The organism is Streptomyces asoensis (genome assembly GCF_013085465.1).
Lineage (GTDB): Bacteria > Actinomycetota > Actinomycetes > Streptomycetales > Streptomycetaceae > Streptomyces > Streptomyces cacaoi_A.
Map to the genome: position 1 here is coordinate 9,962,708 of NZ_CP049838.1, position 24,449 is coordinate 9,987,156.

General features: G+C 72.3%; 23 protein-coding genes. 11 read left to right on the forward strand and 12 right to left on the reverse strand.

Annotation, left to right across the window (positions count from 1 at the left end):
- The first annotated feature begins 196 nt into the window (after positions 1-196).
- The 3 genes from G9272_RS44245 (at position 197) to G9272_RS44255 (ending at position 2,882) form a co-directional block, all read left to right on the forward strand.
- Positions 197-1,216 (forward strand): ParB/RepB/Spo0J family partition protein, encoded by a 1,020-nt coding sequence (locus G9272_RS44245; protein ID WP_171394639.1) that lies wholly within the window; start codon positions 197-199, stop codon positions 1,214-1,216.
- Between the two features lie 225 nt (positions 1,217-1,441).
- Positions 1,442-2,011: a carboxymuconolactone decarboxylase family protein gene (locus G9272_RS44250; RefSeq protein ID WP_171394638.1), complete on the forward strand. Its 570-nt coding sequence runs from the start codon at positions 1,442-1,444 to the stop codon at positions 2,009-2,011.
- A gap of 4 nt (positions 2,012-2,015) precedes the next feature.
- Entirely contained in the window at positions 2,016-2,882 is an 867-nt protein-coding gene (locus G9272_RS44255) for an RNA polymerase sigma-70 factor (protein ID WP_171394637.1), read from the forward strand.
- A 77-nt stretch (positions 2,883-2,959) separates the two neighbouring features.
- Here the strand turns inward: G9272_RS44255 and G9272_RS44260 are convergent, their stop codons facing one another.
- Positions 2,960-4,141 (reverse strand): ScyD/ScyE family protein, encoded by a 1,182-nt coding sequence (locus G9272_RS44260; RefSeq protein ID WP_171394636.1) that lies wholly within the window; start codon positions 4,139-4,141, stop codon positions 2,960-2,962.
- A gap of 464 nt (positions 4,142-4,605) precedes the next feature.
- Between G9272_RS44260 and G9272_RS44265 the strand changes: the two genes are divergently transcribed.
- Together G9272_RS44265 and G9272_RS44270 are read left to right on the forward strand one after the other, a co-directional pair.
- A complete protein-coding gene (locus G9272_RS44265; protein ID WP_171394635.1) occupies positions 4,606-5,760 on the forward strand; it encodes a ScyD/ScyE family protein in 1,155 nt (384 codons plus the stop codon).
- Positions 5,761-6,056: 296 nt separating this feature from the next.
- Positions 6,057-7,211 carry a ScyD/ScyE family protein gene (locus G9272_RS44270; RefSeq protein ID WP_171394634.1) on the forward strand — a complete coding sequence of 385 codons (1,155 nt, stop codon included), beginning with the start codon at positions 6,057-6,059 and terminating at the stop codon, positions 7,209-7,211.
- Positions 7,212-7,460: 249 nt separating this feature from the next.
- Here G9272_RS44270 and G9272_RS44275 read toward each other — a convergent pair whose 3' ends face one another.
- A complete protein-coding gene (locus G9272_RS44275; protein ID WP_171394633.1) occupies positions 7,461-7,655 on the reverse strand; it encodes a ferredoxin in 195 nt (64 codons plus the stop codon).
- A 9-nt stretch (positions 7,656-7,664) separates the two neighbouring features.
- On the reverse strand, positions 7,665-8,873 hold the full coding sequence (locus G9272_RS44280) for a cytochrome P450 (RefSeq protein WP_171394632.1): 1,209 nt from the start codon (positions 8,871-8,873) through the stop codon (positions 7,665-7,667).
- 640 nt (positions 8,874-9,513) lie between these two features.
- Here G9272_RS44280 and sigJ point away from each other — a divergent pair.
- Positions 9,514-10,443, forward strand: coding sequence for an RNA polymerase sigma factor SigJ (sigJ, locus tag G9272_RS44285; protein ID WP_171394631.1), 930 nt, complete (start codon positions 9,514-9,516; stop codon positions 10,441-10,443).
- Between the two features lie 201 nt (positions 10,444-10,644).
- On the opposite strand, the gene G9272_RS44290 is transcribed toward sigJ, so the two are convergent.
- The 6 genes from G9272_RS44290 to G9272_RS44315 all read right to left on the reverse strand — a co-directional run bounded on the left by G9272_RS44290 (position 10,645) and on the right by G9272_RS44315 (position 15,962).
- The gene (locus G9272_RS44290) at positions 10,645-11,121 is read right to left on the reverse strand and encodes a carboxymuconolactone decarboxylase family protein (protein WP_171394630.1); all 477 of its coding nucleotides are present in this window, start codon (positions 11,119-11,121) and stop codon (positions 10,645-10,647) included.
- A 212-nt stretch (positions 11,122-11,333) separates the two neighbouring features.
- A complete protein-coding gene (phzG, locus tag G9272_RS44295; RefSeq protein WP_171394629.1) occupies positions 11,334-11,969 on the reverse strand; it encodes a phenazine biosynthesis FMN-dependent oxidase PhzG in 636 nt (211 codons plus the stop codon).
- A gap of 28 nt (positions 11,970-11,997) precedes the next feature.
- Positions 11,998-12,834, reverse strand: coding sequence for a PhzF family phenazine biosynthesis protein (locus G9272_RS44300; protein WP_171394628.1), 837 nt, complete (start codon positions 12,832-12,834; stop codon positions 11,998-12,000).
- Positions 12,835-12,839: 5 nt separating this feature from the next.
- The gene (locus tag G9272_RS44305) at positions 12,840-14,834 is read right to left on the reverse strand and encodes an anthranilate synthase family protein (RefSeq protein WP_171394627.1); all 1,995 of its coding nucleotides are present in this window, start codon (positions 14,832-14,834) and stop codon (positions 12,840-12,842) included.
- Positions 14,831-15,454, reverse strand: coding sequence for an isochorismatase family protein (locus G9272_RS44310; RefSeq protein WP_171394626.1), 624 nt, complete (start codon positions 15,452-15,454; stop codon positions 14,831-14,833). The genes G9272_RS44305 and G9272_RS44310 overlap by 4 nt, the downstream gene beginning before the upstream one ends.
- Positions 15,455-15,473: 19 nt before the next feature.
- Positions 15,474-15,962 carry a PhzA/PhzB family protein gene (locus G9272_RS44315; RefSeq protein WP_142270678.1) on the reverse strand — a complete coding sequence of 163 codons (489 nt, stop codon included), beginning with the start codon at positions 15,960-15,962 and terminating at the stop codon, positions 15,474-15,476.
- A 384-nt stretch (positions 15,963-16,346) separates the two neighbouring features.
- Here G9272_RS44315 and G9272_RS44320 point away from each other — a divergent pair, with 384 nt between their 5' ends.
- Positions 16,347-17,447, forward strand: coding sequence for an ArsR family transcriptional regulator (locus G9272_RS44320; RefSeq protein WP_171394625.1), 1,101 nt, complete (start codon positions 16,347-16,349; stop codon positions 17,445-17,447).
- Positions 17,448-17,462: 15 nt separating this feature from the next.
- On the opposite strand, the gene G9272_RS44325 is transcribed toward G9272_RS44320, so the two are convergent.
- Together G9272_RS44325 and G9272_RS46030 are read right to left on the reverse strand one after the other, a co-directional pair.
- Complete coding sequence (locus G9272_RS44325; RefSeq protein WP_171394624.1) at positions 17,463-18,686, reverse strand: cytochrome P450; 1,224 nt, start codon at positions 18,684-18,686, stop codon at positions 17,463-17,465.
- A gap of 328 nt (positions 18,687-19,014) precedes the next feature.
- Complete coding sequence (locus G9272_RS46030) at positions 19,015-19,626, reverse strand: nuclear transport factor 2 family protein (RefSeq protein WP_171394623.1); 612 nt, start codon at positions 19,624-19,626, stop codon at positions 19,015-19,017.
- A 292-nt stretch (positions 19,627-19,918) separates the two neighbouring features.
- On the opposite strand from G9272_RS46030, the gene G9272_RS44335 reads away from it, so the two are divergent.
- On the forward strand, positions 19,919-20,029 hold the full coding sequence (locus G9272_RS44335) for a transposase (RefSeq protein ID WP_437184356.1): 111 nt from the start codon (positions 19,919-19,921) through the stop codon (positions 20,027-20,029).
- Here the strand turns inward: G9272_RS44335 and G9272_RS44340 are convergent.
- Positions 19,999-20,391, reverse strand: a complete 393-nt coding sequence (locus G9272_RS44340; RefSeq protein WP_171394622.1) for an nSTAND1 domain-containing NTPase — start codon at positions 20,389-20,391, stop codon at positions 19,999-20,001. The genes G9272_RS44335 and G9272_RS44340 overlap by 31 nt on opposite strands.
- A 202-nt stretch (positions 20,392-20,593) precedes the next feature.
- Here G9272_RS44340 and G9272_RS44345 point away from each other — a divergent pair, with 202 nt between their 5' ends.
- From G9272_RS44345 to G9272_RS44355, 3 genes are all read left to right on the forward strand, one after another.
- Positions 20,594-20,746 carry a hypothetical protein gene (locus tag G9272_RS44345; RefSeq protein WP_171394621.1) on the forward strand — a complete coding sequence of 51 codons (153 nt, stop codon included), beginning with the start codon at positions 20,594-20,596 and terminating at the stop codon, positions 20,744-20,746.
- 482 nt (positions 20,747-21,228) lie between these two features.
- On the forward strand, positions 21,229-22,686 hold the full coding sequence (locus G9272_RS44350) for a multicopper oxidase family protein (RefSeq protein WP_171394620.1): 1,458 nt from the start codon (positions 21,229-21,231) through the stop codon (positions 22,684-22,686).
- Between the two features lie 56 nt (positions 22,687-22,742).
- Positions 22,743-24,311 (forward strand): MDR family MFS transporter, encoded by a 1,569-nt coding sequence (locus tag G9272_RS44355; RefSeq protein WP_437184240.1) that lies wholly within the window; start codon positions 22,743-22,745, stop codon positions 24,309-24,311.
- Positions 24,312-24,449: the final 138 nt, after the last annotated feature.

Genomic DNA, 24,449 nt, shown 5'->3' on the forward strand with positions numbered 1-24,449 from the left:
CGCCCGTGGAAATCTCCCAGTGCCCCGAGTCACGTATGGGCACACAACGGGGGATCTGCGCAACAACGGGGGAACGGAACACGCATGACAGCCGTATTCACTGAACATGTCAGGGCCTGCACCCTCCAGCATGGATCCGAATAACCTAGCCACCGGAAATGGGCTCCGCTTCCGCATTGCTGTCAGGAGGTGCAAGTTGTCTCTGACCGAGCAGTTGACATATCCGACTGCCGATCTCGACGAGATCGAGTCGTCGGCGATCTGGATCGAATCGCACCCGATCACCCGCGTACGGATCGGCTCGCTCGTCTTCGAGGACTCTCCCCGTCTGGACGGAGAGGACCAGGACCACGTACGGATGCTCGCCGAGGCCGGGGACGCCCTGCCCCCCATCACCGTGCACCGCCCCACCCTGCGCGTCATCGACGGCGCCCACCGGGTGCGCGCGGCCCTGCTCAACGGCCGGGGCGGGATCGCCGCCCGGCTGCTGGACTGCGACGAGGCCGCCGCCTTCGTCCTGTCCGTGAAGGCCAACGTCACCCACGGTCTGCCGCTGTCGCGGGCCGACCGGGCGGCCGCGGCGGCACGCATCATCCTGACCCACCCGCGGTGGTCGGACCGCGCGGTCGCCGCCGCCACCGGGATCTCCGACAAGACCGTCTCCCGCATCCGTTCGCAGTCCTCCGCAGAACAGAGCGGGCAGTCCGGCACCAGACTCGGCCGGGACGGCCGGATGCGCCCCGTCGACAGCGGCCAGGGCCGCCGCCGAGCCGCAGCGATCTTCCTCGACCGGCCCGACGCCGGTCTGCGCGAGGTCGCCCGCGCCACCGGGCTCTCCCCGGCCACCGTGCGCGACGTGCGCCAGCGCATCGACCGCGGCGAAGACCCCGTCCCGGGCCGCTACCGCAGCGTCCGCGACACCCGGCCCGCCACGAACCGCCCGCGCCCGCCCGCCGCCCCCGCCGACCGCGAAGTCGCCCCGGTGGACCGGCAGAAGCTGCTCGCCAAGCTCAGCGAGGACCCCTCGCTGCGGCTCAACGAAGCCGGCCGGCGCGCGCTGCGCTGGCTGCACCACTACTCCGTCGACGGCGACAGCATCGAGACCCTCGAGCAGGGACTGCCCTGCCACTGGGCTCCCGAGGTCGCCGACCTGGCCCGCAGCTGCGCGGCCGCCTGGAGCGAACTGGCGGCACAGCTCCAGCAGCGCGCCGAATAGCCCCCGCGCACACCGCACCGGCACACCGCACACGCACCGGCCGGGCAGCGGACACACCGCCGCCGCGTCCGCCGCACCCGCCCCGTCCCGCTGTGCTCACGCCCCGGGTGAAGCCGCTGCTGCGGCCGGCGGGGATCGGCTGACCGGCCGCGGATGTCACATTCGCGGGCCCGGCGGTGTCTTCATGTTGCACAGGCCGACAGGCCACCGATTAAGGAGAACACCATGACACTGCGTATCCCCAAGGTAGAGCTCCCCACCGAGCTGAGGGAAAGCCTGCTCAAGCAGCTCGGCGCCGTGCCCGAGCCCGTCGAGGTGGTGTACAACGCCCCCGACGTCGCCACGTCCAACCAGGAGTTCTCGGCCAAGGTGGCCCAGTGGGACTACGCCGACGCGGGCCTGAAGACATTCGCCCACATGGCCGTCGCGGCGCAGGTCGGCTGCAGCTGGTGCCTCGACATCAACTACTTCGCGGCACTGCACCAGAGCCTCGACATGACCAAGGCGAGCCAGGTCCCGCGCTGGCGGGACTCGGACGTGTTCACGCCGCTCGAGCGGGACGTGATGGAATACGCCGAGGCCATGACGAACACGCCGCCGACCGTCACCGACGAGCTGTCGGCGAGCCTGCTGGAGCGGCTCGGCGCGGCGGCGCTGGTCGAGCTCACCGTGTTCATCGGCTACGCCAACCTGGCCACCAGGATCAACACGGCGCACGGGATCACCTCGCAGGGCTACTCCGAGGTGTGCGAGATTCCGCTGGCCCAGCGTGCGCAGAGCCCCGCCGTAGCATGACGCCATGACCGATGATCCGTTCGTCGTCCATCGCAGCCTGCTGTTCACCGTCGCCTACGAGATGCTCGGGTCGGCGGCCGACGCGGAGGACGTGCTCCAGGAATCCTGGCTGCGATGGGCCGACGTCGACCCCTTACAGGTGCGTGACCCGCGGGCGTACCTCGTCCGCGTCGTCACGCGGCAAGCGCTCAACCGGCTGCGGACACTGTCACGCAGCCGTGAGGAATACGTGGGCGAGTGGCTGCCGGAACCGCTGCTGACCAGCCCCGACGTCGCCGAGGACGTCGAACTCGCGGAGAGCGTCTCCATCGCCATGCTGACCGTGCTCGAGACGCTCGGGCCGACGGAGCGGGCGGTGTTCGTACTCCGCGAGGTCTTCGACATGCCCTACGGCGAGATCGCCGAGGCCATCGGGAAATCCGCGGCCACGGTACGGCAGATCGCCCGGCGGGCACGCGAACACGTGGCGGCCAAGCGGCCACGGGTGCAGGTGAGCCAGTCCGAGCGGCAGGCCGTGGTCGAGCGGTTCCTGGCCGCGCTGCGCACCGGGAAACTACAGGAACTGCTGGAGGTCATGGCGCCGGACGTGGTCCTGGTCGCCGATGGCGGCGGGCTGGTCGCCGCCGTTCTGGCCCCGGTCCACGGCGCCCAGCCGGTGGCGGAACTCCTCGCACGCGCGAACCGGGTGGTGGCCGCGTTCGAGACGACGGCCGTATGGCTCAACGGCGCGCCGGCGGGCCGCATCGAGTTCGACGGCGAGCCGGCCGCGGTGAGCCTCGAGGTGGAGAACGGGCGGGTCACCCGGGTCTACGTGGTGCGCAACCCGCGGAAGCTGACGCGGATCGACGAACTGGCCGAACTCGCCCGGTAGCCGCCGCCCGTACCCGGCCGGCCCACGGCAGCGGACCGCCCGCCGCAAGAGCAGCGGGCGGTCCACCGGCGGCCGGGTCAGACGGCGGCCGGGAACTTCAGCAGCTCGCCGGTGGTGTCGATGTCGTTGGTGACGTAGACGTCACCGTTCGCGCTGACGTCCAGCCCGAAGGGCACCTTCAGCCGGCTGCCGGTGTCGATCGGGGTGAGGGCGCCCGTCTTCTTGTTGATCCGGGTCAGCGCACCGGGACCCAGGGCGGACGCCGGGCCGGTGCCGTAGGACAGGGCGATCAGGTCGCCGTTGGGGGCCAGGGCGAGGTCGATGACGTCGGTCAGGCCGGTGACGAAGACGGTCGGCGCACTGCCGGGCACATAGCGCCAGATACGGGTGAGGTCCTTGTTCATGCCGCTCATGGTGGAGATGTAGAACGCCCCGTCGCGGCCGCGCACGATGCCGGTCGGCACCGCCTCGGTCTGGCCGGCCGGCGCCGCCAGCACCGTGGCGTCGGCGGACGACTGCGCACCGGAGGCCGAAGCGGCGGCCGGCAGCACGTTGTTGGGGAAGACGAACTCGGTCGTGGTGGTGCCGTCGGGGTGGACCCGGATCAGGGTGTTGCCGGCGGCGTCGGTGACCAGGAAGTCCTTGCCGTCCCGGGCGAAGTCGTGCGGGTTGGAGAAGACGTCGTTGTTGCCGAGCACGGAGTCCGGGTCGAGCCGGCCCTCGTGGTCGGCCAGGTCCCCCAGCACCCTGCCGCCCGCGATGCTCAGCGTGCCCAGCGGCGCCGCGTCCGCGCCGAGCGCCGCACGGTCCGCGGGGACGCCGCTGAGGCCGTAGACCACACGGTAGGCGCCCTTCGCGGTCGCCTCGCTCTGGATCGCCCCGTTGACGCGGGTGAGGCCGTCGCTGCGGACGATCTGCTCGGAGGGCAGACCGGTGACGATACGGCTCTGCGTGGAGCCCTTCACCTGGTAGAGGGAGCCGGTGAAGCCCAGGCACCGGGCCAGGGGGGCACCGACCGGCGGTGCCGCGCAGGGGGCCCCCGAGCCGCTGCCGACCTCGGTCACCACGACCGAGCCGTCGGCCTGGACCCGCACGCCCCGCGGGTTGTGCAGACCGCTCGCCAGGACCACGGGGGCGGCCGCGGCCCTGGGCGCCTGCGAGCCGGCCGCGGCCTGGGCCGGGACCACCGTCGCCGTGAGGCCGGCCACGACCGTCGCCGCCAGGAAGGCCCCCGCCCAGGACTTGGATGCTTTCGACATGACACTCCTCAACTTGACGCCCCCGCAGTCAGGGACGAATCCAACCGGCGACACCACAAATACGAGAGTTCTGCCGGAACGCGGTGTGCAACATCGCGGATTCCGCGATTACCTGCGGCCACGGAGATGAAGAACCAGTGGCCCTTCTGCGCCGTGCGCAGACAAGGACACAGCGCGGACGACAGGATTCCGGAGCGGCTCGGGTGAACAACTCTCCGCCTTGCACAGACACACAAGCCGGCGGATTACCGCGCACGTTGCCGCACGGGGCGCCGCCTTTCGCGTGAAAGGAGGCGAGTTGCTGCTCGGAGTTGAAGGGTTGCTGATTTCAGCCTCGGTGGCCAGTGTTCAACCGCGGAATGTCCGGTGTCGCACACTGCGTTCCGGTGAACTCCTGCGTCTATGGTGACCGCCGGTTGGATTCGCCCCTGACTCGCGGAGGGCGTGCCAAGTTGAGGAGTGACATGTCGAAAGCATCCAAGTCCTGGGCGGGGGCCTTCCTCGCGGCGGCCGTTGCGGCCGGCCTCACGGCGACGGCGATCCCGGCCCAGGCCGGGACCCGGGCCGCGCCCGCCGCCCACCCGCCCAAGGCCGCGCCCGTGGTGGTGGCGAGCGGCCTGCACAACCCGCGCGCGGTCCGGGTCCAGGCCGACGGCTCGGTCCTGGTGACGGAGGCCGGCAACGGCTCGGGAGGCCCCTGCACGACGCCGGGCACCCGGTGCCTGGGCCTCACCGGCTCCCTCTACCGGGTGAAGGGCTCCCGGCAGGGCCGTGTCGTCACCGGCCTGCCCTCCGAGATGGGCGTCCGGGCCGACGGCAGCACCGCGGTCAACGGGGCGATCCAGGCCGAGGCCACCGCGAAGGGCACCTACCGTGTGGTCTACGGCCTGAACGGCACCCCCGCCATCCGTGCGGCCCTCGGCCCGGACGCGGCGCCGCTGGGCACACTGAGCATCGCGGGCGGCAGGGCCCTGGGGGACCTCGCCGACCACGAGGGCCGGCTCGACCCCGACTCCGTGCTCGGCAACAACGAGGTCTTCTCCAACCCGCACAACTTCGCCAGGGACGGCCGCGACTTCCTGGTCACCGACGCCGCCGCCAACACCCTGATCCGGGTCCACCCCGACGGCACCACCACGACCGAGTTCGTCTTCCCCAACAGCATCCTGCCCGCCGCCTCCCCGGCCGGTCAGCCGCTGGCACCGGCCGGCCAGACCGAGGCGGTGCCGACCGGCATCGTGCGCGGCCGCGACGGCGCCTTCTACCTCGCCACCATGGGCGGCATGCACGAGGGCCTCAGCCGTGTCTGGCGCTACGTTCCCGGCAGCCGGCCGACCGTCTTCGCCACCGGCCTGACCGACGTCACCGACCTCGCCCTGGCCCCCGACGGCGACCTGATCGCCCTGTCCTACGGCACCAGGACCTCGCTCCCGCCGGCCGACCCGGGCCCCGGCGCGCTGACCCGGATCAACAAGAGGACGGGCGCCCTCACCCCGATCGACACCGGCAACCGCCTGAACATGCCCGCGGGCGTGACCGTCAGCCGCAACGGTGACATCTACGTCACCAACAACGCACTCGGCACCAGCGGCCAGCTCCTGAAATTCCCGGCCCGCTGACCGGTACAGCTGCCCTTTCCCCGCCACCACGGCACCCACCGCGCAATACACCGGCGGCCACGCCGCGCAAGGCGGGGGAGCCGCTCCCCGGACCACGCACGGAATCCGTTCGTCCGCACTCCGCCCTCACCCGGCGCACGGCGCCGGACGGTTACCGATTCCTGCCCGTGCGGCCGGTGCGCCCACACCCCCCTTTCCGATGTTGCACAGTGCGTTCCGGTCAACTCCTGCGCCTATGGTGACCGCCGGTTGAATTCACCCACTTCTTGTGGGGGCGTGCCGAGTTGAGGAGTGACATGTCGAAAGCAAGCAAGTCCTGGGCGGGGGCCTTCCTGGCGGCGGCGGTCGTGGGCAGCCTCACGGCGACGGTGATCCCGGCCCAGGCCGGGACCCGGGCCGCGTCCGCCGCCCACCCGCCCAAGGCCGCGCCCGTGGTGGTGGCGAGCGGCCTGCACAACCCGCGGGGCGTCACGGTGCAGCCCGACGGCTCGGTCCTGGTCGCGGAGGCCGGCAGCGGCCCGGCCACCCCCTGCACGGCGTCGCCCGGCGCCATCACCCGGTGCCTGGGCTTCACCGGCTCCCTCTACCGGGTCAAGGGCTCCCGGCAGAGCCGTGTCGTCACCGGCCTGCCCTCCCAGCTGATCTACCGCACCGACGGCTCCAGCCTGGTCACCGGAGCACTCCGGTCCGAAGCCGGCCGCAACGGCGCCTACCGGGTGGTCTACGGCCTCAGCGGCCTGCCCGCGGACCGTGCGGCGCTCGGCGCGGGCAGCGGGCCGCTGGGCACGCTGAGCACGGCCCGGGGCAAGGTGCTGGGGGACCTGGCCGGGCACGAGGCCCGGCACGACCCGGACTCCGTGACCGGCAACAACGAGGTCTTCTCCAACCCGGCCGACTTCGCCAGGGACGGCCGCGACTTCCTGGTCACCGACGCCGGCGCCAACGACCTGATCCGGGTCCACCCCGACGGCACCACCACGACCGAGTTCGTCTTCCCCAACAACGTGCTGCCCGCCGCCTCCCCGGCCGTCCAGCCGCTGACCCCGGCCGGACAGGCCCAGGCGGTGCCGACCGGCATCGTGCGCGGCCGCGACGGCGCCTTCTACATTTCCGACATGAGCGCCCTGCGGCAGGGCCTCGGCCGTGTCTGGCGCTATGTCCCCGGCAGTACGCCGACCGTCTTCGCCACCGGCCTGACCGACGTCATCGACCTCGCCCTGGCCCCCGACGGCGACCTGATCGCCCTGTCCTACAACACCGGAACCTCGACCGCCCCGCTGCCCGGCGCGCTGACCCGGATCAACAAGAGGACGGGCGCCCTCACCCCGATCGACACCGGCAACCGCCTGACCGTGCCGCTGGGCGTGGCTGTCGGCCCGCGCGGTGACATCTACGTCACCAACAACGCACTCGGCACCAGCGGCGAACTCCTGAAGTTCCCGGCCCGCTGACCCGGTTCACCCACCCGGGAATCGCCGCAGGAGGCTGCACCGCGGTGCAGCCTCCTGCGGCGCCCGTACCGGCACACCACACCGCCGGTCGGGCGCCCCGTGACGGGGAAGAAGCACACCGAACGGCCGGCCGCCGAGCGCGCAGCGCAGCGCCCTGTACGCCCGGAAGGCCGCGGGCGCACCTCGCCCGCGGCCTCTCACCCGCCCCGGCCGGACATCAGCAACCCGTCCGGCCCGGCGGCCGCTGCCTCACTCTCCCTCGACGGCGATGGCCTGCACCGGACAGGCCCGTACGGCCTCGCGCACCAGCGGCTCACCCGCGCCGTCCTCACGCCCGGGCAGGATCTCGCTGAGACCGTCGTCGTCCTGCGTGAAGACGCCCGGGACGGTGAGCGCGCACATGCCCGCGCCCATGCACCGGTCCTTGTCGATGTGGATCCGCACGCTCATCACCTACCAGGTGGCCGGGAGTTCGATCATGCCCTGCAGAGTGGTCCCCGGTTTGAAGGGGATCTCCCGCGCGGGCACCGCGAGCTTCAGACCGGGCAGCCGCTCGAACAGGGTGCGCAGCGCGATCTCGATCTCGGCCCGGGCCAGGTTCTGCCCCAGGCACTGGTGCATGCCGAAACCGAACGCGAGGTGGTGGCGGTCCGGGCGGTGCCAGTCCAGCTCGTCGGGCTCGCTGTGGACCGCGGTGTCACGGTTGATCAGGGACGTCGACATCATGACGCCGTCGTTGGCGCGGATCGTCTGCCCGCCGAAGTCGATGTCCTGCGTCGCCACCCGCATCCCGCCCTCGGCGACGGACAGGAAACGCAGCAGCTCCTCGACGGCCGCGGGCATCAGCTCCGGGTCCGCGCGAAGCTCGGCGAGCCGGTCGGGATGTTCCAGCAGCGTGAACGTCCCAAGAGAGATCATGTTCGTGGTGGTCTCGTGCCCCGCGACGACCAGCAGGGCCGCCAGCGCCATCAACTCGTCGCGCTTGATGACCCCTTCGGCGAGCTGCTCGTGGATCAGCTCGTCGAGCAGTCCGTCACCGGGCTCGCGCTGCTTGTGCTCGATCAACGCGCCCAGGTAGGCGTCGAGCCGCTCCCCGGCCTGCTGCGTGTCCGCGACCGTCGGGCCGGCCAGCAACCGCCGCGACTGCTCCTCGAAGAACTCGTGATCGGCGTACGGCACACCGAGCAGGAGGCACATCACCTGGGACGACACCGGCAGCGCGAAGGCGCTCACCAGCTCGGCCTGCGGCCCCTGGGCGATGATGTCGTCGATGAGCCGGTCGACGATCTCCTGGACGCGCGGGCGCAGAGCGGAGATGCGTTTGGCCGTGAAACTGGGAATCACCGTCCGCCGCAGCGCCTTGTGCTCGGGGTCGTCCATGCCCAGGAGGGAGAGACGGCGCCCGCGGACGCGGTTCTTGAAGCCCTCGGTCGGCGAGGGGAACGCCTCGTTGTCCTGGTCGGCGGACAGCCGCGGGTCGCTGAGCAGCTCCCGGGCCGCGGCGAACCCGGTGACGAGCCACACCGAGCGCCCGTCGTAGAGCCTGACCCGGGACAGCGGACGGGCCGCACGCAGCGGGTCGTACCCGGCCGGCGGGTGGTAGGGACACGTACGGTCCTGGGGGAAGGCGACGAGTGGTTCCGTCACGGCTTCTTGCGTCATGGATGCCTCGCAACTGTAGAAGCAGGTGAACCGGGGGCAGGCGGCCGGAACTTCAGCGGCACCCCCGCCGGCGTTCGGCGGGTCGCCGCTGACGTGGACGGCGCCGCGCGGGCCGACGGCCGGGCGGCCGCTGTGCCGACCGGGGTGCGGGCGCCCGCCGTGCGGCCGGTCCGGGTCAGGGCGCCGGGCACGGCTGCCGCTGCCGGGAGGACCCCGCCCAAGGCATGTTTGCTCTCGACATGGCGCTCCTCGACTCGGCGTGCCCTCCGCCGCCGGGGGCGAATCCAACCGGCGCCACCATAGACGCGCGAGTCGGCCGCGACGCGGTGTGCAACATCGGAACCTCCGCGCTCGGACACCGGCCGCACGGCCGGGAACCGGCGCCGTCGCGGCACCGTGCGCAGGTGAGGGCAGGTCCACGCGAACCGAACCCGTCAGGGGCTTCGGGCAGCGGCTCTCCACCGCGTTTCCACCGGCGCGAGACGGTGCCTCGAACGGCGGCCGGCGGTCGCTGTCAATCGGGGCTGTCTCCTCAGGTGATCTCCAAGTCCCCCCAGGTAAACTGAGGCGACGCGCCGCCCGGGTATGACGCCTCGTCACACCGGTGGGGAAAGGCGCGGCCGAGGGGGGCGGCGACACCATGAGCGTGCAGTCCGATTTAGGAGACGGCCGGCTCGATCCGGCTCTGAGCGCGGTCCTGAGCGAGCGGCGTCAGCTGATCAATCTCGCGTACCGGTTGCTCGGCTCCGTGGCCGACGCCGAGGACGTCGTCCAGGAGACGTACGTCCGCTGGTACGCCATGTCCCCACGGCAGCGGGAGGACATCGCGTCTCCCGGCGGCTGGCTGACCAGGGTCGCCGGCCGCATCTGCCTCGACCTGCTCGGCTCGGCGCGGGCCAAGCGCGAAATGTACGTGGGCGAATGGGTGCCGGAGCCGCTGCCCGACCGTATGGAGTGGTTCAGCGGGCGGTCCGGCGGCGCCGTCGACCCGGCCGACCGGGTCACCCTCGACGAGTCGGTCAACATGGCCTTCCTCATCGTGCTCGAGTCGATGACCCCGGCCGAGCGCGTCGCCTTCATCCTGCACGACGTCTTCCACTATTCGTTCGCGGAAGTGGCGGAGATCGTCGGCCGGACGCCGGCGGCATGCCGCAAGCTGGCCTCGTCGGCCCGCCGCCGTATGCGCGGGCAGCAGGCTCCCGAGACCGCGGCAGCCCAACGCGCGGGCATCGTCAGGGACTTCAAGCAGGCATGGGAGTCCCAGGACATCGAAGCCCTCATCGGCCTGCTCGATCCCGATGCCACGACGATCACCGACGGCGGCGGCCTGGTCGGGGCTCAGCTCCACCCCGTCGAGGGCGGCGAGCAGGTCGCCCGCTTCTTCATCGATTCCGCGGGCACCGCACCCGACCTGACGATCCTGGAGTGCAAGGTCAACGGCCAGCCCGGTCTGGTGCTGCAACGCGACGGTGTCGCCCTGTCGGTGCTGGCGTTCGACGTGGCAGGCGACCGGATCAAGCACATCTGGGCGGTGCTCAACCCCGACAAGCTCCGGTCCTGGACGCTCTGACGGAGCATCTGCGTGCCCTCGAGCCGGCGCGGGCCGTACGCACTGCGAGACGGCCCGCGCCCGCCGCCCGGTGCGCTCACGGCGTCCGCTGCGCACGGGGCACGGCGGATCGCCGGGTGGGACGGGAAACGCCCCGGGCCGCGGTGTGCGGCGCCCGGGGCGTCCTTGCCGCCGCATGACGCGGCGTCCGTCTCCTGCTGGTTAACCGAGCTGGCCGGGCTGGTAGCTGCCGCCCTGCTGCCGGGTGATGACGCCCAGACGGTTGGTGGCGTTGATGAGGGCGATGAGCGTCGACAGGGCGACGAGCTCCTCCTCGTTGTAGTGCTTGGAGGCATCGGACCAGGCCTCGTCCGTCACACCGCCGGCCGCGTCGGCGATGCGGGTGCCCTGCTCCGTCAGCTCCAGGGCGGCGCGCTCGGCGTCGGTGAACACCGTGGACTCGCGCCAGGCCGCGACCAGGTTGACCCGCACCGTGGTCTCCCCGGCGTGCGCGGCGTCCTTGGTGTGGATGTCGGTGCAGAAGCCGCAGCCGTTGATCTGGCTGGCGCGGAGCATGACCAGGTCCTGAGTTGCCTTCGGCACCGTCGTGCCGTCGAAGATCGCCTTGCTCGCCGAGGCGATGTACTTCAAGGCCTTGCCTGCGAGCGGGCTGGCGGAGAGGTTCAAGCGGGCTTCCATGACGCATCCCTAAATGTTTGTCGGCAGGTACACCTCTACGACGAGACAGCCCCGCAAAATGTGAGGCCGGCGAATGTGACGCGCGTCTCCCCGCGGTGCCGCGGGTGTGCACGGCCGCCGCCGCGCCACCGCCTCGCCCCCCGGTCCTGCGCCGGGCCGACGGGCGCCCGGGCGCCGGGAGCGGGGCCTGCCGCTCCCGGCGGGGTCCGGTGTCAGGGCTGTAGACGGGTGACGGACCACCCCTGGTCCGTGCGTTCGTAGCGGAGCCGCTCGTGCAGCCGGTCGGTGCCGTCGGACCAGAACTCCAGGCACTGGGCGTCCAGTTCGAAACCGACGAAGGTGTCGGGACGCGGGTGCGGAGCCGAGCCGGCGAGCCGGGCCGCGCGCTCGCGCAGCTCCGCCGCGTCCGCCAGCGGCTCGCTCTGCCGGGACGCCACCGTCATGGCGTGGGTGAACACCGGCCGGGCCGCCCACAGGGCGTCCGACGCCGCGTCGGACACCCGCCGTACCGGCCCGCTGACGCTGACCTGACGGCTGGTCTCACGCCAGTACAGAAGACCCGACGCCCACGGGTTCTCGCGCATCTCCCGGCCCTTGCGGCTGCCCCGGTGGCTGGCGAAGAGCAGACCGCGGTCGGTCACCCGCGCCAGCACGACCGTGCGCACCGACGCGCGGCCGCGTGCGTCGGCCGTGGCGAGCGCCATCGCGGCCGGCTCCCGTACGTTCAGTTCCCGCGCCTCCCGCAGCCACCCGCGCAGCAGTACGACCGGGTCCGCGACCGGGTCCTCGTACTCCGGGAACGGCACCTGGAGGGTGCCGGTGAGGCTCTCCGACCTGCTCGCTGTCATGTCCTTCCTTTCCGGCCACGCGGGCCGCTCAGACGAGAAGGGTCCCGCGGGCCACGATCACGCAGTCACCGCCGACCTCGACGCTCGTGAAGTCCTCGCCGCTGCCGCCGATCCGGGCGAGCATGCGGGAAGGGCGGCCCATGTCGACGCCCTGCGTGATCTCGGCGCTCCGGCCCTGGGTGAGGGCCCCGTGCCGCAGCAGATGGATGACCAGCGGGCCGGCGGCCGACCCGGTGGCCGCGTCCTCGACCACCCCGTAGGCGGGCGAGAACATCCGGGTGCGCCAGTGGGCCCCCGAGCCGGCGAAGCAGTTGGCCGCCAGGTCCTCGAAGCGCGACAGGGCGCGGTGGTCGGGGCGCAGCGCGGACAGCGCGGCCGTGCTCTCCAGGCCGACGAACACATGCCTGGGCCCGTTGCGGTAGATGTCCACCGGGAGCGTCGACTTGTCCACGCCCAGCGCGCCGAGGAGTTCACCGGCCCGCTCGAACGGCTCCCAGGTCGGTATCGGCTGCCGCATCCGGGCACCGGTCACCCGGCCGTCCCGGCGGTGCAGTTCGAAGGGGATCGTGCCCATGGCCGTCTCCAGGCGCAGCGTGTCGCCGTCGGTGCGTTCACCGAGCGCGGCGGCCGTCCCCAGCAGCGGATGGCCGGCGAACGGCAGCTCGTTGACCGGGGTGAAGATACGGATCCGGGCGTCGCCGCCGTGCCGCGGGCGCAGCACGAACGTGGTCTCCGAAAGGTTCATCTCCCGCGCGATGCGCTGCATCACCGACGCGGACAGGTCGTCGCCGTCGAAGAAGACCGCCACGGGGTTGCCCTGAAGGCGCACACGGGTGAAAGCGTCCACGACGAGATACGAGTGCATGCCGCTCACCGGGTCCCGGTGCCGGATTCGCGGTGCTGTCCCTGCGGCCGGGTCATCGCGGCCACCCCCGCGCGGTGGTGCAGGCCCGTCCTCGCACCGGCCAAGCCGGCGACCGGGCGGGCCGCGTCGACTCCCAGCGCCGTGCGCACGGCCTGCGCCAGCAGCCCGGGGCCGTCCGGGGTGAGCACGGACTCCGCGTGGAACTGCATCGACGCGAAGTGCGGGCCGCGCAGCGCGTGCACCTCGCCGGTGGCCGGGTCCCTGGCCGCCTCGACCAGCCCGATACCGTCGACGAGCACGCTGTCGCTTGCTCCGTGTGCCGCGTACGTGTTGTAGAAGCCCACCCGCACCCGCTCCCCGAAGAGGTCGATCTCCTTCTGCACACCCTGGTTGGGCAGCTCCCGGCGGATCAGCGCGAACCCCAGGCGCAGGGCGAGCATCTGATGGCTGAGACACACCGCCACGAACGGCCGCCGCCCCTGAAGCAGGGTGTGCACCGCGCCGCGCAGGCTCTCCATACGGGGGTCCCCCGGCTCGGCGGGGTCACCCGGGCCCGGACCGAGCACCACCAGGTCGTATCCGTCGAAGGTGTACGCCTCGTCGAACCGCCGCACCGTCACGACCAGACCCAGCGCCCGCAGCTGATGGGCGATCATCGCGGTGAAGGTGTCCTCCATGTCGACCACGAGGACGGTACGCCCGGCCAGTTCCGGCGGCGAGACGACCGCCGTGCCGCCCGCGTGCAGCCAGAACGGCGCCAGCCGGTCGTTGCGCCGCTCCAGAGCGGCACGCACGTCGGGATGCTGCGCGAACGAGATGCTGTCGCCGCCCGCCTCCAGAGCGGCGATCAGCCCGGCCGCCTTGGCCCGGGTCTCGGCCGCCTCGGCCTGCGGCCAGGAGTGGCGCACCAGCGTGGAGCCGACGCCGATCCGCAGCCGGCCGCCGCCGTCGATCTCCGCGGTACGGATGAGGATGGCCGAGTCCAGCGTCCGCGCGCCCCGCCCGTCGTGGCCGATGAGCGCGGCGACCCCGCTGTAGTAGCCGCGGCCCCCCTGTTCGTACCGGGCGATGATCCGGCAGGCGCTCTCCAGCGGGCTTCCGGTCACGGTCGGCGCGAACATCGTCTCGCGCAGGATCTCGCGCGGGTCACGGCCGGTGCGGCCCTCGATGAAGTACTCGGTGTGCGCCAGGCGGGCCATCTCCTTGAGGTACGGGCCCCTGACCTGGCCGCCGGACACGCAGATCCGGGCCATCATCTTCAGCTCCTCGTCGACCACCATGCACAGCTCGTCGGTCTCCTTGGCATCGTCCAGGAAGTCCATGACGCCGGGCAGGGTGGGCCCGGTCGGCGGATAGCGGTAGGTCCCGCTGATCGGGTTCATCACCGCCAGCCCGTCCTCGACGCTGATGTGCCGCTCCGGCGACGCCCCCACGAAGGTGCGCTCGCCGGTGTGGATGACGAAGGTCCAGTACGCGCCCGACTCGCTCTCCAGGAGGCGGCGGAAGACGGCCAGGGCACTGTGCGGCCCGTAGCCGGTGATGTCCGCGACGAAGGACCGCCTGATGACGAAGTTCGCGCCGGCGCCCGTGCCGATCGCCTCCCGCACGACGTCGCGCACCGTCTGCGCGTAAGCGTCGTCGTCCTGGTCGAAGGACCCCGCCGACAGGGGGGTCGCCACCCGCGGCAGCCGGCTCAGCGCCTCGTACAGGGACACCGTCTCCTGCCCGGTGACCGTCATCGACAGCAGCGGCGCCCCGTCGTCGGGGCAGGCGTAGCCCAGTTCGGCGATCTGCCGGTAGGGCACGACCACCAGCTGCTCGTGCCGGGCGCCGGAACCGGCCAAGGGCGGCTCGGCCAGCGGGATCTCCGCCAGCGTCGCGGGCCGCGACACCTCGCCCGTCAGGACGTCGAGGCGGTCGGGCCCGGTGGCCTCGGGCCGGTACAGCAGAGCGTACGCGGCGGGCGGCGCCGTCAGGATCCGCTCCAGCAGCGCGCTCACCTCACCACCTCCTTGGTCGTCACGACCCTGGCGCACAGCGCCGCGGCGTACTCGAGCGCCTGACGGTGCTGCCGCTCGGAGAAGTCGGCCACGGCGTCGGCGACGAGGAACGTCTCGATGTCGTGGCTGAACGCGTCGACCGCGGTGGCCAGGACCCCGATGTGGGCGTACACGCCGCACAGCACCAGCTGGTCGCGGCCCTGTTCACGCAGCCAGGCCGACAGCCGGGAGCGGTGGAAGGCGCTGTAGCGCCATTTGGCGAACACCGGGTCGGCGGGGCCCGGTTCCAGTCCGGCGACGATCGCGCGGTCCTCGGCGGAGGTGCGCATGCCCGGACCCCAGAAGTCCTTGAGCAGGCCGCGGTCCTTCGCGCTCATGCCGCCGGACTGGGCGGTGTAGGCGACGGGCACGCCGAGCAGCGCGCAGTGCTCGCGCAGCCGGACGGCGTTGTCCAGCAGCTCACGGCGCAGCGGGGCGGGCAGCGCGGCAAGGAAGTAGCGCTGCATGTCGTGCACGAGGAGCACCGCGCGTCCGGGGTCGAATTCCCAGGGGGCGGGGCCCGCGGGCAGCTGGCCCGTGGTCGGAAGCGGATAGGCGGAGATGGCCGGGATGCCGGTCATGGACGGGCTCTCCAGTTCCTCAGGTGGGAATTCCGGCGCGCCTGATCTCCGGTACGGGGATGCCCAGCGAGCGCAGCTGCTCGAAGGGGTTCATGAACTCGCGGTTCTGCACGATCTTCCCGTCGTCGAGGGCGAAGGAGTGCAGGAAGTGGTTCTCGTAGTAGCCCTCCGGGTAGCCCGGGAAGCAGATCTTGCCGTGGCCGTCGCACTCCACCCAGAAGAAGCCGGGGTCCTGCGTCTCGAAAACCTGGATGTTGTACCACTCCCAGTCCGGGAAGCACTTCAGCGACCAGACGCCGTGCTCGGCCAGGCGGTCGCGGCCCCGGATGACGATGGGCGCGCCGGTGTCGTTGGTCCACAGGCCGCCGCTGCCGTCCTCGACGAACAGTTCGTGCCGGCGCAGGCGGCTCTCGCCCTTGGTGTCCGCCAGGTACTTCTCGACGGTGGCACGGTTCTTGCGGCGCAGTGCGGCGGCGTCGGTGAAGCCGTGCGGTGCGGCGTCGGCCATGGGATCCCCTCGCGGCGTAGGTGTGCGCGCGGCGCCGGAGGACGGCACCGCGGCCGAAGGACGAAAAGACGAAAAGACGAAAAGCCAGAAGACGAAAAGCCAGAAGGCGAAAAGACGAAAAGACGGAAGGCGGAAGACGGGGGTCGAAAAGGTCAAAGGGTCGCGGGCAAGCATGTCCTCCCCGACTCGGCCAGGGCTCGGCGGCCGGTCGAGGACGGCTCGACAGCCGCCGCCCGCCCGGCGCACCGGCGCCGCAGCGGGGGCGGCGTCCGCCTGCGGCTCAGGCGCTTTTCGACCGGACCGCGATGCGCGCGGCGCAGGCTGGGGCACGAACGGATCCGGTTGATGTGCCTCGTGAGAGGCAGGAGAGAGGCGAAGCGCCCGATGACAGCTGTTGACCCCGACGCCGCGGAAACCTTCCCCAGCCCGGCCGGCGCGGAAGCGGCCGGCTCCCCGGGCGCCCCCGCCGACGCGGCCGGCGCCCTCGGGGAGCCGACCGAGCAGCTGCTCGAACTGTCCCTGGGCTACCTGTACTCGGCGGCGCTGCACACCGCGGCCCGCTACGACATCGCCGACCTGCTGGCCGACGGCCCGCGCACCCCCGCGGAGCTGGCCCGCGCGGCCGGCGTCGACGGGCCGCAGCTGTACCGGGTACTGCGCTTCCTCGCCACCAAGGGCGTCTTCAGCGAGGACGAGGCCGGCCGCTTCCACCTCACACCGCTCGCCCAGCCGCTGCGCACGGACGCGAAGCGCTCACTGCGCGACTACGTCCTGGTACGCGGCGAGGAGGTCTTCTGGCACTCCGCGGCCCGGCTGCACGAGGCGGTACGCACCGGACGGACCGCCTTCGAGGGCCTGTACGGCGTCCCCTTCTACGACTACGTGGCGGCCGACCCCGAACTGGGGGCGGCGTTCAACGCCAGCATGGCGGCCTTCTCGGAGACACTCACCAACGACGTCGCGGCGGCCTGCGACCTCGACGGCGCCAAGAGCGCCGTCGACGTGGGCGGCGGCCGCGGCGGCCTGCTGCGCGCCCTCCTGCGGCGCCATCCGCAGCTGACGGGCACGCTGTTCGACCTGGAGTCCGTGGTCAGCGCCCATGTGCTCGACACCCCGGAGCTGACGGGCCGCTGGCGCGCCGAGGCGGGGGACTTCTTCACATCGGTCCCCCCGGGGGCCGACGTCTACCTCCTCAAGCACGTGCTGGCCAGCTGGCCGGACGAGGAGTGCGTACGCATCCTGCGCAGCTGCCGCCGGGCGATGCCCGGGCACGGCCGGCTGCTCGTCATCAACGCGCTGGTGCCGCCGGGCAACGAGCCGCACCCCGGCAAGACCATCGACATGGTCATGATGACGGTGCTCAACGGCAAGAGCCGCACGCGCGCGCAGTACGAAGCGCTGCTCGCCGAGGCCGGGTTCGCCGTGGTGAGCGTGGTGGAGGCCTCACCGCACGCCTCGGTCGTCGAGGCAGCCGTGCGGCATTGACGCCGGCCGGGCCCCTCACCAGGTGACGGGGAGTTCCAGCAGCCCCTGCGTGGTGTCGCCCGGTTTGAAGGGGATCTCCTGCACGGGGACGGCCGGCCGCAGCGCGGGCAGCCGCGCGAACAGGCTGCTCAGGGCGATCTCCAGTTCCGCGCGGGCCAGATTCTGGCCCAGGCACTGGTGGATGCCGAAGCCGAACCCCAGATGATGGCGGGCGGGGCGGTGCCAGTCGGGGGCGTCGGGCGCGTCGTACACCGACGCGTCGCGGTTGATCACCGACAGCGCGAAGAGGACGCCCTCACCGGCCCGGATCGTGACACCGGCGACCTCGATGTCCTCCAGCGCCAGGCGTGCCAGTCCGTCCGAGATCGACAGCATCCGCATCAGCTCCTCGACGGCCGCCGGCCACAGCGCCGCATCGGCGCGCAGCTCGGCCAGCCGCTCGGGGTGGGCGAGCAGGGTGAGCGTGCCCAGGGAGATCATTCCGGCGGTCGTCTCGTGGCCCGCGACGAGCATGAGCAGGGCCAGCGAGACGAGTTCGGCCCGCTCCAGGGTGCCCGCGCGCAGCTGGTCGCGGACGAGGTCGTCCAGCAGGCCCTCGCCGGGCGCGCTCTGCCGCTCCTTGCGGTCGATGAGGTCACCGAGGTACTCGTCCAGCCGGCCGCGGGCGTCCCGCGCGTCGGCGCCCGTGGGGCCGCTCAGCATCCTGTGGCACTGGGCCGTGAAGAACGCGTGGTCGGCGTAGGGCACGCCGAGCAGGCCGCAGATCATCGTCAGCGACACGGGCAGCGCGAAGGCGGAGACCAGCTCGGCGGGCGGGCCCTGCGCGATCATCGCCTCCAGCAGCGTGTCCACGGTCCGCTGGATGCGGGGCCGCTGTGCGTTCACGCTCCTGAGGGAGAACGACGGGATCATCATCCGCCGCTGCACCTGGTGTTCGGGGTCGTCGGTGCCGAACAGGGCGGGGCTGCGGTCGCTCTGGATGGCCGCGAGGCGGGCCGACAGCTGGGGGAAGCCGGGGCGGCAGCGGTCCGAGGACAGCCGCTGGTCGGCCAGCAGCGCACGGGCTGCGCCGTGGCCGGTGACCAGCCAGACCTCGCGGCCGTCGTAGAGGGCGACGCGGGACAGGGCCGGCCCGTCACGCAAGGCGGCGTAGGCGGCGGGCGGTTCGTAGGGGCAGCCGCGGTCCTGGGGGAAGGCGACAGGCGCGGCCGCTCGGGTGATGCCGGTCAGTTCCGTCATGAAGACCTCGCAGACGAGAGGAGCCGGATGAGCCGGAGGAGCGAGAGGAGAAGGGTGAGAAGGGTGAGAAGGGTGAGAAGGACGTGTCCCGCGGCCGGTGCCCCACGCCGTGTGCGGCACGGACCCGCGGGGACCGGCCTTCACCCGGGAGACACCGCACTCCCGGCGGACCGCGGCGCCTGCGGCTGCCTTCCGGCGCCGCCGGGCGCCTCAGGGACGCACCCTCCCGGGCCGGCGTGGCCCGCCCGGACCGGCCTTCGCCGGCGGAGCGCCGTACTCCCGGGCGGACCGCGGCGCCTGCGGCTGTTTTCCCGGGCCGCCGGGCGTCTCAGGGACGCACCGGTCCGGGCCGCCCGGACCCGCCCGGACCGGACCCGCCCGGACCCGACCTGCCCGGACCGGCCTCGGCAGCCTGGCCCGCCCGCCCCGCATGGCCCGCCCCGCCCGCCTGGCCGCCCGCCTGGCCGGCGGTCTGGCCGGTGGTCTGGCCGGTGGCCTGGTCGTCCAGGCTGACCCGGCGGCTGCGGACCCGCAGCCCGCCCTGCGCGCGCACCAGGACGTCCTCGCAGACACAGACCTGGTGCACCCGGGAGGCGCCCCCGATCCGGGTGGCGTAGATGACGGTGTACGCGCGCACGTCCAGCGCCCCGTCCGGGCGTTCGTCGATGACGAACATGCCGGTGACGTGGCGGCGGCGCTCCCCGGCGGCCGCGATCGCGGCCGCCGCCGTACGGGCGCCGCTCTCCAGGGCCGCGCGGCCGCGCATCGGCTCCGGGCGTGTCGGCAGGTGGAAGAGGGCGTCCTCGGTGAAGGTGGCCGCCCACCCCTGTGCGTCGCCGCTGTCCAGGCGTTGCATCTGACGGGCGTAGAACCCCGACACCTCCGGGTACAGCGCCGCGCTCGGTGCGGGCGCGGCGTCGGGTCCGGTCGGCCAGGTCATGGGGATCTCCGTTCACTGCGCGCGGCTTGCCGTGCCGCTGTCGTTGCCGGGCCCGTACAGGGGGAGCGCGGCAACGCTTCCACAGCGCACCTGTGACTTGATCGAGAGCCCGTGGAGTGCGGGCGGAAGCGGTCACCAGCAGCACCTGGTCCTCCAGGGGCAGGCTCCGGCGTCGGCCTTCGCGCACCGGGCCCGCGCCCTCGCGGCGTAACGCAGTGATCAGCTTGCGCAAGCAGCGCGTGCTCGGCGCGGAGTACGTAGCTGTCCAGGGTGCTCCGACGCTGTCAACCGGATCGGCACGGGATCCGTCTTCTGGCCCCCGTCGTATTTTGCGAAATCCTGCGGCAGCGCACCACTGAGCATCGTCAAGGACTACATCGACAACCAGAAGCGGCCGACCTGACCGTCACCCCAAAGACGCAGAGAACTCCGGCGCTTCGCGCCTGCGGGCCGAGGATCGCATTCCCGCCCGGCCTGAAGGCCGGGATTCCCTGCGAAGAACAGGGGATGGGCAACGCAGTGTCCGTAGAAGTCCGCGCGCACTCCGAGCACCACCGGTAGGCCGTCTGCGGCGCTGCGGCACAGGCCCTCGATGAACGCCTCCCGTTCGGACTGCTCCTGGCACAGCGTGAACAGCTCCTCGAACCGGTCCACGATCACCAGCGCGTAGGACTCCAGCGGCCGTCGCACGGCCTGGCCGCGCAGCTCGTCCAGCGGACGCCCGGTGGGCGCAGATACAGCACTTCGCAGGCGCCCGGCTGCCACTCCGGCAGGGCCCCGCGGGCCACTGCCGCGGCTACGCCGGCGCGCAGGAGCGAGGACTTGCCGATCCCGGACGGTCCGATCATCGGAATCGAAGCCGAGCACCACGGCAAGCGACTGCCCACGGCGATCAGGTCCCGATGACCGTCGGCATCACACGCCCCGCCGCAGTCCTCCCAGCCATCCCCGCGGGCGCGGGGAGCGGTTGGCCAGCGTCTCCAACGACGGCACGATCCGCCTCTGGGACCTCGACGAGCAACGGGTACGCCGTGCGCTGTGCACCCGCGACCTCGAGCCCGGACATGCCGACTGGGGCCGCTACGCACCGCACATCCGGCCGCCCGCGAACTGCGGTTGACGGAAAGGGCAGAAGACCAGGATCAGGACGACGGCGGCAGGGCGGGGGACCTCTTCGCCGTCATACGGGCCGAGAGGCCGTAGCCCCGGCGGCCCGGAACCGAGCAGGTCCGCCGCCCCGCTCCAGAGCCCGACAGCCGGCGGGGCGTGGGACGTTGCGCCCGCCGCCGGGCGCCCGGCCCACCCACCGCCGGCCCCGCCCGTCGGCCACCTCCCGCACTGGTCGACATGGCGCCGCGGACGACAACACCAAGCCCGCGTCCGTCACTGCCCACGACGCGGACACAGCCCACGACAACGGCCCGGCGCCCAGAACGAGCACGGTTGCAGTACCAGGAGCGCGGCGCACTCGAATCCCGCCGCAACCCTGCTCGGCAGCGGGTCGAACCGCGCTCACGGCGCGAGCGGGACACGAGTTCCTGGTGCTGGACTTGAGCCCGCCACTTCACCTTTTTTCCGGCACGCACCACAGGAGGACACATCATGGTCGCCCGACGCCGTGTGCTCGGCGCAGGACTCGCCATCGGCGGCACGGGGTTCACCGGGGTCTCCCTTCTCCCGGTACTCAACGCGCGCGACGCCTCCGCGGCGGCGCCGCAGCAGGCCGCGGCCCCCGTAGTGACGCCGTTCAGCGTCCCCATGCCCCTGGTCCCCGTGCTCTCACCCGTGTCCACCAGCGGCGGCGTGGACCGCTACGAGGTCACCATGCGCGCGACGAGCAAGGAGATACTCCCCGGTCTCACGACCGACCTGCTGACGTTCGACGGCCACTTCCCCGGCCCCACCATCAAGGCGCGCCGGGGCCGCCCCGTCGTCATCCGCCAGCGCAACGAGACCGCTGTGGACACCTCCGTCCACCTGCACGGCGCCTCGGTGCCGCAGAACAGCGACGGCAGCCCCATGGACGTCATCGCGCCGGGCGCCGAACGCGTCTACACCTACCCCAACAGGCAGCGGCCCGCCTCGCTCTGGTATCACGACCACGCCCACCACGTGGAGTCCGAGAACGTCTACCGCGGCCTGCACGGCAGCTACCTGCTCAGCGACGCCGACGAGGCGGCGCTGCCGCTGCCCAAGGACGCCTACGACGTGCTGATCGGCATCCGCGACGCGCACTTCGACACCACGACCGGCCAGCTCATCTACACCATGAGCGACCGGGCCCGCAGCACCATCCTGGTCAACGGCGCGCCCTACCCGTATTTCGAGGTCGCCGCCCGTAAATACCGGCTGCGCTTCGCCAACACCTCCAACCAGCGCTTCGTCGAGCTGGGCCTGGAAGACGGCAGCGACATGATCCAGATCGCCTCGGACGGGGGACTGCTGCCCGAGCCGTACACCACCAAGACCGTCTACCTGTCCTCGGGCGAACGCGCCGACGTCGTCATCGACTTCTCGCGCTACCCGGTCGGCACGAAGATCGTCCTGAAGAACACCGCGGGCTTCGGCCCGGTCGAGGAAGTCGGCCAGGTGATGCGCTTCGACGTGGTGCGCACGGCGGACGACCCCAGCTCCGTACCCTCCACGCTGCGCACCCTGCCGCCGCTGCCCCAGCCCACCGCCGAGCGCACGGTGGTGCTCAGGATGGACGAGGACGGACGCGTCGACCCGAAGGCCTACATCGACGAGAAGCTCTACGACCCCGAGCGCGTCGACGCCCGCATCCGCTTCGGCGCCAGTGAGATCTGGACGGTCACCAACGCCAACGCCAAGGCCTCGCACAATTTCCATCTGCACCTGGTGCAGTTCCGGGTCCTCGAACGGGCCGGGGCGGCACCCGGGCCCGCCGAGTCGGGCCTGAAGGACACCGTCGTGCTCAAGCCGGGGGAGACGGTCAAGCTGCAGATGACCTTCGACAGCTACCGGGGCACCTACGTGTACCACTGCCACATGCTCGACCACTCGGCCATGGGCATGATGGCGACGATGAAGATCTGCTGACCACGAGCGCACACAACTGCCCATGGAACAAGGCGAGTCGAGCAGGGAGAGCGAGGGTGGCCACCACAGCCGGTGAGGCGACGGGCAGCGCGCACCAGCAGCGCGCACAGCGCCGTGACAGGCGCCGCGCCCTGATCCCGCTGCTGCTCGCGATGCTCCTCTCCCAGCTCGACAACATGATCGTGGGCACCGCGATGCCCACCGTCGCCGGCGACCTCGGCGGCGTGCGGCACCAGACCTGGGTGGTCACCGCCTACACCCTCGCCACGGCCGCCGTCACGCCGGTCTGGGGCAAACTCGGCGACCTGCACGGACGCAAAGGCGCCTTCCTCGGCGCAACCGCCGTCTTCCTCACCGGCTCCGCGCTGTGCGGCCTGGCCCAGGACATGGGCCAGCTGATCGCGTTCCGGGCCCTCCAGGGCATCGGCGCGGGCGGCCTGATGGCCGGGGCCGTCGCGATCGTGGGCGAGCTCGTACCCCCGCGCGAACAGGGCCGCTACCAGGGCCTGCTCGCCGCCACCATGGGGGCCGCCATGATCGGCGGCCCGCTCGTCGGCGGCACGATCACCGACCACCTCGGCTGGCGCTGGGCGTTCTGTATCAACCTGCCGATCGGCGCGCTCGCCCTCGTCCTGACCACGTCGGTGCTGCGGCTGCCCCACCGGCGCTCCCCGGCGCGCATCGACTACCTGAGCGCGGTGCTCCTGATGGCCGGCATCACCGCGATCGTCCTGCTCACCACCCGGGCCGGCGCCCCGTACGCCGGGAACCCGGGCACCCTCGTGGCGCCGGCCGCGGGCGGCGCCCTGTGCCTGGCCGCCTTCGCCGTCCGCCAGAGCAGGACCGCCGTGCCGGTCGTGCCGCTGCACATCTTCCGCAGCCGCAACTACGCGCTGATGTCGGTGATCGCGTTCCTGACCGGCTTCGTGCTGTTCGGCGCCGTGCTCTTCCTGCCCCTGTACCAGCAGGCCGTACAGGGCGCCTCCGCGACCGGCTCCGGGCTGCTGCTGCTGCCGATGCTGGTCTCGATGACCGCGGTCGGCGCGTTCGCGGGCCGGGTCGTCACCGGCAGCGGACGCTACAGAATCTTTCCCGTCGCGGGCGGCGGGCTGCTGCTCGCCGGGACGGTACTGCTGTCACAGATGGACACCACCACCTCCCGGCCGCAGTCCGCGCTGTGCATGACGGTCCTCGGCGCCGGCCTCGGCTGCCTGGTCCAGATCGTGACGCTGATCGCGCAGAACAGCGTCGACAGGAACGACATCGGGGCCGCCTCGGCCGCGGTCACCCTCTTCCGCATGCTCGGCAGCTCGATCGGCGTCGCCCTCATGGGCGCCCTGTTCAACAGCCGTGTCCTGGACGCGATGGCCGAGCGCGCCCCCGGCCGCCCCGCGCTCGACCACGCCCGGCTGGACGCGGCGAGCCTGTCCGCGCTGCAGGCACCGGTGCGCGAGGCCTACCGGCACGCCACCGCCGCCGGCACCCACGCCGCGTTCCTCGCCGCCGCCGGCGCCGGCGCGGCCGTCCTCGTCGCGGGGCTTTTCATCAAGGAGACCGCGCTGCGCCAGACCGTGTCCCCCTCCGACAGACCGACCCCCGCGGCCGCCCCACCCGATGGCGGGTGAGCACGGTACGCGGGGAGTGCCCCTGCGACGCGGGGCCGGGCCCGGCCCGCCCGCCGGTTCCCGCCCCGCCCGCAACCGGCCTTCGGGGCACCGCCGCGCCACTGCGCCCCGCCCCGGCCGCCCCGCCCCGGGCCCCGC